This is a genomic window from Streptomyces sp. YGL11-2 (assembly GCF_050054615.1).
Classification (GTDB): Bacteria; Actinomycetota; Actinomycetes; order Streptomycetales; family Streptomycetaceae; genus Streptomyces.
The window spans coordinates 36,465-44,714 of sequence record NZ_JBNHIN010000058.1; the positions used below are offsets into that span (position 1 = coordinate 36,465).

Annotated in this window: 10 protein-coding genes and 1 pseudogene; 4 read left to right on the top strand and 7 right to left on the bottom strand. The window is 70.7% G+C overall.

The genetic code is table 11. The features are described 5' to 3' along the window. Window positions 1-501: 501 nt before the first annotated feature. Window positions 502-876, bottom strand: coding sequence for a DoxX family protein (locus ACO1BR_RS37455; RefSeq protein ID WP_426799579.1), 375 nt, complete (start codon window positions 874-876; stop codon window positions 502-504). A gap of 105 nt (window positions 877-981) precedes the next feature. On the opposite strand from ACO1BR_RS37455, the gene ACO1BR_RS37460 reads away from it, so the two are divergent. Then, on the top strand, window positions 982-1,467 hold the full coding sequence (locus ACO1BR_RS37460; RefSeq protein ID WP_426799580.1) for a MarR family winged helix-turn-helix transcriptional regulator: 486 nt from the start codon (window positions 982-984) through the stop codon (window positions 1,465-1,467). Window positions 1,468-1,826: 359 nt separating this feature from the next. Here ACO1BR_RS37460 and ACO1BR_RS37465 read toward each other — a convergent pair whose 3' ends face one another. The 3 genes and pseudogenes from ACO1BR_RS37465 to ACO1BR_RS37475 form a co-directional block, all read right to left on the bottom strand. Further along, window positions 1,827-2,267 (bottom strand): tautomerase family protein, encoded by a 441-nt coding sequence (locus ACO1BR_RS37465; protein ID WP_426799581.1) that lies wholly within the window; start codon window positions 2,265-2,267, stop codon window positions 1,827-1,829. Window positions 2,268-2,321: 54 nt separating this feature from the next. Then, window positions 2,322-2,980: pseudogene (locus ACO1BR_RS37470) on the bottom strand (TetR/AcrR family transcriptional regulator); the annotation flags it as partial. A gap of 181 nt (window positions 2,981-3,161) precedes the next feature. Then, window positions 3,162-3,416 carry a hypothetical protein gene (locus tag ACO1BR_RS37475; protein WP_426799582.1) on the bottom strand — a complete coding sequence of 85 codons (255 nt, stop codon included), beginning with the start codon at window positions 3,414-3,416 and terminating at the stop codon, window positions 3,162-3,164. A gap of 19 nt (window positions 3,417-3,435) precedes the next feature. On the opposite strand from ACO1BR_RS37475, the gene ACO1BR_RS37480 reads away from it, so the two are divergent. From ACO1BR_RS37480 to ACO1BR_RS37490, 3 genes are all read left to right on the top strand, one after another. After that, on the top strand, window positions 3,436-4,893 hold the full coding sequence (locus ACO1BR_RS37480) for a zinc ribbon domain-containing protein (protein ID WP_426799583.1): 1,458 nt from the start codon (window positions 3,436-3,438) through the stop codon (window positions 4,891-4,893). A 25-nt stretch (window positions 4,894-4,918) separates the two neighbouring features. Continuing rightward, complete coding sequence (locus ACO1BR_RS37485; RefSeq protein ID WP_426799584.1) at window positions 4,919-5,290, top strand: hypothetical protein; 372 nt, start codon at window positions 4,919-4,921, stop codon at window positions 5,288-5,290. 120 nt (window positions 5,291-5,410) lie between these two features. Beyond that, on the top strand, window positions 5,411-6,088 hold the full coding sequence (locus ACO1BR_RS37490) for a hypothetical protein (protein WP_426799585.1): 678 nt from the start codon (window positions 5,411-5,413) through the stop codon (window positions 6,086-6,088). 22 nt (window positions 6,089-6,110) lie between these two features. Here ACO1BR_RS37490 and ACO1BR_RS37495 read toward each other — a convergent pair whose 3' ends face one another. The 3 genes from ACO1BR_RS37495 to ACO1BR_RS37505 form a co-directional block, all read right to left on the bottom strand. Further along, window positions 6,111-7,214 carry an NAD(P)-dependent alcohol dehydrogenase gene (locus ACO1BR_RS37495; protein WP_426799589.1) on the bottom strand — a complete coding sequence of 368 codons (1,104 nt, stop codon included), beginning with the start codon at window positions 7,212-7,214 and terminating at the stop codon, window positions 6,111-6,113. 71 nt (window positions 7,215-7,285) lie between these two features. Continuing rightward, window positions 7,286-7,753, bottom strand: a complete 468-nt coding sequence (locus tag ACO1BR_RS37500; RefSeq protein ID WP_426799586.1) for a DUF4334 domain-containing protein — start codon at window positions 7,751-7,753, stop codon at window positions 7,286-7,288. A 129-nt stretch (window positions 7,754-7,882) separates the two neighbouring features. After that, window positions 7,883-8,250 (bottom strand): alpha/beta fold hydrolase (locus ACO1BR_RS37505; protein ID WP_426799587.1); only part of this gene is annotated, 368 nt, incomplete at its 5' end.

The following is an 8,250-nucleotide window of genomic DNA, read 5'->3' on the forward strand; positions in this document are numbered from 1 at the left end:
GGGCGGCGGTGCCGGCGGCGTGGGAACGTCGGGCGGCGCCGGCTCCCGAGAGAGCAGTCCTGGCCGGCCCGGTCGGATCGGGCGGAGGGGCCGGTCCGGCCGTGCCCGCCGCCCGAACCGCGTCCGCGGCGACAAGGCGTATTCCAGCCGCGACGCCCCAGGCGGCCCAGAAGGGGCCGCGATAAGGGGCCGCGATGCCTGAACGGGACAACTCCTCCTCAACCGGCCTCAGTTCACTGGCCTCCATCCAGTGCGTTCTCCTTCTGTTGGGAGACTGGACTCGAACCCGCCCCACCCGGAGAGTCCAGTGGCAAGTCGTGATGTGCTCGATGGGTTTCCTCGGGGCGGCGGTCGACCGCTCAAGGATGTCCGTGCCGGTCAAGGTTGAGTGCGTGCCACCGACGCTTGGGCACCTGATGACGATGGGCCTGGGCTCGACGCGGGAGCTCGCCTCTGGAAGTGGGGACCGGGCAGACCCCGGCGGTTCTGCAGCGCTCGCCGTCAGAAGGCGTACGGTCCGAATCGTCCCCAGGCCACGACGGCCGCCATGGCCAGCAGGAGGGCGTTCACCGCGACGTTTCGGCCTTCGCCGCGCCTGGCGTGCACGGCGCCGGCGCCGATCATGAGGAGTCCGAGTCCGGTGGCTGCGGCGGGCACCAGGGCGACGGCGGTATCGACGGCGGCAGGCAGGACGACGCCCAGGGCGCCGAGGATCTCCAGCAGGCCGATCGCCTTGATCGTGCCGGGTGAGTAGTCCGCCGCCCAGGCGCCGGAGGTTGCGACGACCTTCTCTTTGGGCTGGAGCAGCTTGGCTGCACCGGCGGCGAGGAACAGGACGGCGAGGAGTCCGGTGAGGATCCAGAGGAAGGTGTTCATGTGATTCCGATCATGAAGGTCACGCAGGGCCGCGGCTAGATTGAAGCTTCAACTAAAATAGAACCCATCACTTGAAGCGTCAAGTGATGGGGTAGGGTCGTGGGCATGAGCAAGGACGAGCCGCGCTGGCTGAGCGCATCCGAGCTGGACGCCTGGAAGGCGTTCAGCGCGATGCTCATCAAGCTGCCCGCCGCCCTGGATGCCCAGCTTCGGAGCGATGCCGGCCTGAACCAGTTCGAGTACCTCGTGCTGGCCGCCCTCTCCGACGCGCCGGAGCGCACGCTGCGGATGAGTGAGCTCGCCGTCCTCGCCAACGGCTCGCTCTCCCGCCTGTCGCACGTCGTCAAGCGACTGGAGGGACACGACTACGTACGCCGGGAGCCCTGCCCCGACGACGGCCGCTACACCAACGCCCTCCTCACCGAGGAGGGCTACCGGAAGCTGGCCGACAGTGCACCCGGCCACGTCCGGCACGTACGGTCACTCGTTCTGGACCCCCTGGAACCCGAGCAGATCGAACAACTACGCCTGATCTCGCTGCAGATCCTCCATGTGATGGACCCCGACCTTTCCTGGCCGGACCGCCACTGACCTGCGATCGGGCAGCGCCCGACCCGGCTGGCGGGATGTTCGGCAGCACACCTCGGCATCGCCCTGACCGGTCGTCACACTGCCGCGTCGACACCCTCTGGACCCTCGCCACGGCAGACGCTCCAGGACGGCGGGCATGACGAACGCGCAAGCACAAAGGCTCTCGTAGGAGTCGCCGCCAGTCTCCTTGGTGCGGGCGGCTGACCTCGACCACCCCAGGATGCCCGACGGAGTCAGGCTGAGGGGGAGTCCCCTGCCCTCATGGGTTTCGCCTAGGGCGAGATCGCTGCCATGGCCGGGTCTCCAGGCGTAGCTCGTGCCCTGCCGAGTGCAGGACGGTGCCACCGGCGCGTCCGTGGTTACGCCCCGGCCGTGGTCCCGGCGGCCGGGGACGGCGTGCCGTCGGCTGCAGGGGTGGAAGTGGCGTACTGGGCTTCCCCGTTGCCGAGCGACCAGTCGATCGACGCGTTCTCGGTCAGGGTGACGAAGACGTTGCGCGGTGCGGTTCCCGCGTAGGCGTGGGCCAGGTCGGCGATCCGGCGGTACAGGGCCTGCTTCTGGGCCGGCGTGCGTCCGGAGCGCAGGGTGATCGCGACGTACACGATGTCGTCGTCGCGGTCGATGCCGAAGTAACCGCCGTAGTGCAGTGTGCTGTTGGTGCCGTCGTGGCTGACCAGGATCTGGAAGTGGTCGTCCGGCGGGATGCCGATCGTCTCGATGAGGGCGTCGTGCACGGCGCGGCCGAGCGCGGCGAGCCGGTCGCTGTCGGCGCGCAGCGCGTCGATGCGGACGAGTGGCATGGCGGTGGCTTCCTCTCGGGTGGTGCGGGCGTCCGCGGATCAGCGGCGGCGGAAGTGGGCGGTGAGCAGACCGAGGGCGCCGTCGACGGCGCGGGCGTGGACCTCGGCGGAACCGGCGGCGCGGGCCAGCACATAGCCGCCCTGGAGTACGGCGACCAGCGCGGTGGCCGTGGCCGCGGGGTCGAGCCCGGCGGCCAGTTCGCCGTTCGCGCGGCCCTGGGCGAGCAGCGCGGCCAGGCGGTCGGTGAGCCAGTCGAAGGTCTCCTCGANGCCGTGGCCGCGGGGTCGAGCCCGGCGGCCAGTTCGCCGTTCGCGCGGCCCTGGGCGAGCAGCGCGGCCAGGCGGTCGGTGAGCCAGTCGAAGGTCTCCTCGACCGGTTTCCGCAGCTCCGGATCCGCCATCACGTCCGGGTCCTGGGTGAGGCGGCCGACCGGGCAGCCCTTCAGGGCGTCCCGCTCCCGCCTCAGGTAGGCGGTGACCCGCTCGACCACCGTGCCGGAGGCGGTGAACTCGGCCTCCGCCCGTTCCCGCAGGTCCGCCGCGCTCCGGCTGATCGCGGCCAGCGCCAGATCGGGTTTGCCGTGGAAGTGGTGGTACATGCTTCCCTGACCCGCTCCGGATCGCTCCAGGATCGCCTTCGGGCTGGTGCCGACGTAGCCGCGCTCCCACAGCAGCTCGCGGGTGCTCTGGATGAGTCGTTCCCTGGTGTCCATGAGGAGATTGTACATACTGGTAGTTACAAAGCGGGGAGGGGGTGGGCGCTGTCGTCACTGGGATCCCTGGTGCAACTCCCGTGCTGTGTCGGCGATCTGTAACGGTCCAGCCTCAAAGCGCACACTGGTGGTGCCCTGGAGAGTGCCTGTGGTGCACTGGGGAAACGTGGGTTTGTCTCCTTCACGGGGGAGTGATGACGCCTTCTGCCTCTTCTGCTTCGTGCCCTCGCTGCGGCTGGGGATCGGCTCCGGGTGCCACGTTCTGCGGCAAGTGCGGCGGGGCCCTGGCGACCGGCGGGACCCCCGCGGCGCCGTCGCCGTCGGCCGGCGCGACACCGCCCCCGGCGAACCTGTCCAAGGGCTCCACCTTCGCGCCCGCCGCCGGCAGCCGCTCCGCCGCAGCGTCGGCCGCCGGATCGACCTTCGCGCCCGCCACGGGCGGTGGCTCCGCCGCCGTGCCGTCCAACGGGTCCACGTTCACGCGCGCCGCGGCCAGCCGCTCCGCCAACGCGCCGCGCTGGGGCGGCGGTCGGGACCTGACCCGGTATCTGTGCGCCGCGACCTATCTCCATCGCGAGTACGCCAGGTCGCTCATCAGGGAGATCGCGGCCGAACCCCATCTGGGGGTGGCGATGGCCCCGGCGTGCGACGTACCCGTCGTGCTCCGGCACGCCTACCGGGCCAACGCCCGCCGACACAGCCGGGATCTGCTGCTCGCCGCCCTGTTCGTGCTGGCCGTCGTGTTCACCTTCTGGGCCGGCAGACCGGACGCCACCCTGCTGATGCTGCTCTTCGCCTGGGTCACGGTGTTCTCCTTCGAACTCTCGACGAAATACGGGCGCCACCTCCAGGGCCTCCGCCCGGGGCGCTTCGACCCCGCGGCCGCGCCCCCACCGCTCAATCCCGAGATCGCCGCCGGACTGCGGCAGATCGGCGATTACGCCCATGGGAACGTCACGGCGTACAGCGGCTATTCACCGTTCATCGGCTACGGGAACGAACTCGAATCGTGGTCCCTGACGTTCGACGTCACCACGTCGAGCGGGGCGGGGGTGACGGCGCGGGACTTCGACGTGAAGGATCTCTACGCCCATATCGCCCAGCGCGTAGGCGCGTTGTCCCTGCCCTGCCTGGAGATCGAAGAGCGCCTCTTCGCGGACGGCGCGACCCTCCTGGGCGACCGGCGCTTCCTGCCGGACCCGCTCGGCCGGCCCGTCGCCTCGATCCCACAGGACCGGATGGACGAGCTGAAGCGGGCGCCCGAGGAGGGGGCCCGCCCCTATCTGGTGGTGCATTCCAGCGGCTGGGGCGGCGAGTTGGTCACGTCGCTCTTCCTGCGGTTCTTCCGTTCGGACTCCAATCTCTATGTCGAGGCCGTGCAAACGGTGTTGTGCCCGTTGCTCGACCGCTACCGGGTCATCGACACCCTCATGCCGCGCCCGCCGGTGCGTGATGTCCTCGAACTGCTCGCGCAGACGCTGGTGAGCACCGTGTTCGTGCTGTTCGCCTCGCCCGTGCGCGCGGTCGCCGGATTCTCCCCGGACTACTGGATGTTCTGGCGGCTGCGTCGGCAGTACAAACTCATCACCCAGCTGAGGAACTTCGACTACGGGGCGCGGCAGAGCGTGCGGCAGAAGGCGGCGGACGGCAGGCACCACCGCTATTTCCAGAAGGCCGACTGCGGCATGGTCCTCAAGACCGTCGAAAAGCGGGTGCTGGACGCCCTCGTGGAATTCGCCGAGGCGCGGGGCATCGACGTGAGTGAACTGGTGCAGCGTCAGGAAATCATCATCAACAACGGCATCATCGCGACCCAGGGCGCGAAGGTGGAATCCAGTTCGGTCGCGACCGGTGAGAAGTCCCGGGTGTCGATGAACATTCTCAACAAGATCCCTCTGGTGCGACTGGACTGACAACGGAAGGGGACGAGGAGGAGCGATGCGGAGGAACGACGGGATCATCGCGACCGGCGGCTCGAACGTCGTCGGCAACGCCGTGGCGAGCGGCCGGGGCGCGCGGGCCGAGGTGCAGAACAGCGGGCTGTCCCAAGGTGACGGCGGGCGGCAGCCGTCGGCCCAGGAGATCGGCGACCTGCTGTCCCGGCTGATCGACGAACTCGGCCGGTCCGGTCACCCCGAGCGCGGCGACCTGATCGAGGCCGCCGAGGACGCGCGCGAGGAGGTCACCGCGGAGACGCCGCGCAAGGGCAAGCTGAAGCTGTTCGCCAAGGGCCTCGTGGAGGCCGTACCGGGATTCACGGCCCTCGCCTCCTTGGCGGTGACGATCGAAGAGGCGATCCGCGGCCTGTAGAAGCCAAAGGCCACAAGCCACGAGCCACAGCCACGGGCCGGGGCCCGGGGACGCCGGGACGCCCGCGAAGTACACCGGAACGCCAGGACGCTGGACATCAGGACGCCGGGGGAGACGACCATGCCATCCTGCTTACGCTGCGGTGCGGACCTCGGCGGCACCGCGGCGTCCCTCTGCCCGCGGTGCGGAACGCCTCGCCAGGACGGCACATGGCACGGCACCTACCAGCCCCGCGCCGCAGCCGACGACTACGTCCGCGTCGGCCCCACCATCCTCCCGCGCTGGATGCTGTGGCTGCTGGCGGCCGTGCTCGTCGGGGGCGGGGTGGCGACCTACCTGCTGCTCCACTCGCCCTCGGACGCCTCGCCCCGGACGGTCGACGCCACCCCGTGGACCACCCCGCCGCCAGTCCCCGGCACCGCCCCCGTGACACCCGGCTACGGCGACACCCCCACCGTCCTGTACACCCCACCCAACGCCCTGGCACCGAGCGCCGCACCGACCTCCGACGACGCGGGCGCGGTGGTGGAGCAGTTCTATCGGGACATCAACGACCACGACTTCGCGGCGGCCTGGAAGCTGGGCGGCCAGAACATCGGCGGCGCCTCGTACCAGGACTGGCAGGCGGGCTACGACACGACGGCGCACATCGAGGTCGGCGTGGAGCACGCGGAGGGTGCCGGGCAGATCACGGCCGTGATCAACGCGACCCAGACGGACGGCTCGACGAAGGTGTTCCGGGGAACGTACACGGTGTCCGGCGGCGCGATCGTCAGCGCGGACATCACCCAGCGGTGACCGCCCGCCGCCGGGCGCGCGCTCAGCCGAAGCGGAGCACGGGCTTGATGACCTGGCCGGCGGAGGCGGCCTGTGCGGCGCGCTCGATCTCGGCGAACGGGAACTCGGTGATGATGTCGTGGAGGGGGAGTTTCCCCTCGCGGTGGAGCGCGATGAGGTGCGGGATGAACTCGGCGGGCCGGGCGTCGCCTTCGATCACCCCGCGGATCCGGAGGCCCTTGGTCATCACGGTCATGATGTCGAACGTGGCCTGGCCGCCGATGCCGACCAGCGCCAGGGTGCCTTGCCGGCGCAGCGCGGTGATGGCCTGGGAGATCACCTGGGCCTGTCCGGTGGTGTCGATGGCGTGGTGGGGCCCGCCGCCGGTGAGGTCGCGGACGGCCTCGGCGACGTCGTCGGTGGCGGTGGGGTCGACGGCCGCGGTGGCGCCGAATTCCAGGGCCTTGGCGCGGCGGGCGGGAAGCGGATCGACGGCGATGACGTCACAGCCCTCGGCGACCGCGGCCATGACGGAGCTGAGGCCGACGCTGCCGGTGCCGAAGACCACCACGGACGAACCCCGGGGCGGGCGCAGCACGTTGAGGACCGTGCCGACGCCGGTCTGCACGCCGCAGCCGAGCGGCGCGGCGATCGCGGCCGGGAGGTCGTCGGGCACCTTGACGACATTGCTGCGGTGCGCGATGGCGTGGCTGGCGAACGCGGACTGGCCGAAGAAGTTGCCGAAGACGGTGTCGCCGTTGGTCCGGGTGAGGGGAGTGGTGCCGTCGGGGCGCGCGCCGCTGGCGTTGAGGGCGAGGATGCCGGTCTCGCAGTAGGCGGGGTGACGGGCGCTGCACTGGCCGCAGGTGGTGCAGCTGCGGTAGCTCAGAGCGACACTGTCGCCGGGCCGGACGCTGTCGACCTCCTCGCCCACGGCCTCGACGACGCCCGCGCCCTCGTGCCCGAAGACCATCGGGCTGCGCTCCGCCGGCCAGTTCTGCCGGGCGCTGAGGTCGGTGTGGCAGATGCCCGCGGCCGTCATCCTGACCAGGATCTCGTCCGGCCGCGGCGCGGCGATGACGAGGTCGTCGTGGACGGTGAACGGCCCGCCGGGAGACTCGACGAGGGCTGCTTGAATGCGCATGATTTCCTGGGGTGTTGGACGCCGGGGCGGGGTGGGATGAGGGCGGGCGCGGTTGTCGCGGTGCGGCGTCCGGGTCAGTCTCGGTCGAGGAGGAAGTAGAAGTACCGGCCGTCGTCGAGGACGTCCTTGCCGTTCATGACGCCCAGGAGGGTGGTGTCGTCGACGCGCTTGAAGTGGTCGATGACGGGCTGGCCGTCGTACACCATCGAGGCGGTCGACTCCCCGCGGAATTCGACCATCCACAAGCTGGCCTCGCCCTTGCCCGCCTCGACGTGGGAGAACAGCTCCCCGTCCGGGCCGCGGCAGATCAGCGGCCGTACGTCGGAGAGGGAACGGAAGTCCTTGCCATGCCAGTTGGCGGCCTTCAGCAGGCCCTCGACACGGTGCCCGGTGACGAACGCGCTGCCCTTCCAGGGACCGAGGATGTCCTCGGGCCGCACCGGCTCCAGGGCGGCCCACAGCTCGTCCAGTTCCTCGGTGGTCACCTTTCCGCCGGCCGCGCGGATGGCGGCGATACGGGCACGGGCCTGCTCGGCGTCCATGGGGCTGCCCTCTCCTTCGGTGCGTGCTCGCTCTTGTCCGGTGGCCTTGACGTTAGCGTCCACCGGGCGGTCCGGTACGGCGTGACCGCGCGATCGCGCCGGACGATCTCCTACGGCCGGGACGTGCCTTCACGGCGTCCCGCCGGACGTCACCCCGGCTACCCCGGCCACCCCGGCCACCCCGGCTCTCCGGAGCAGCGAGGCGAGGACGGCGTCGGCGTGTGTCCACAGCAGAGCGCCGCCGGCATCCGGAACCAGATGGCGCTCGGCGCCGGGAATGCGGGTGGCCAGGAACGCGCCGTTGTCGGGGGAGTGGCCGGTGTCGCGTTCGCCGTACCAGATGTCGACGGGGACGGTGATCTCGGACAGGCGGAACGGCCAGCGCCCCATGGCCAGCACCGTGTCCCGGGCGTAACCGGCCGCGGCTCCACCGGCGAAGGCTTCCTCCAGGGCGCGGCGGTAGGCGTCCGCGAACCGCGGTTCGCGGTAGACGGCCA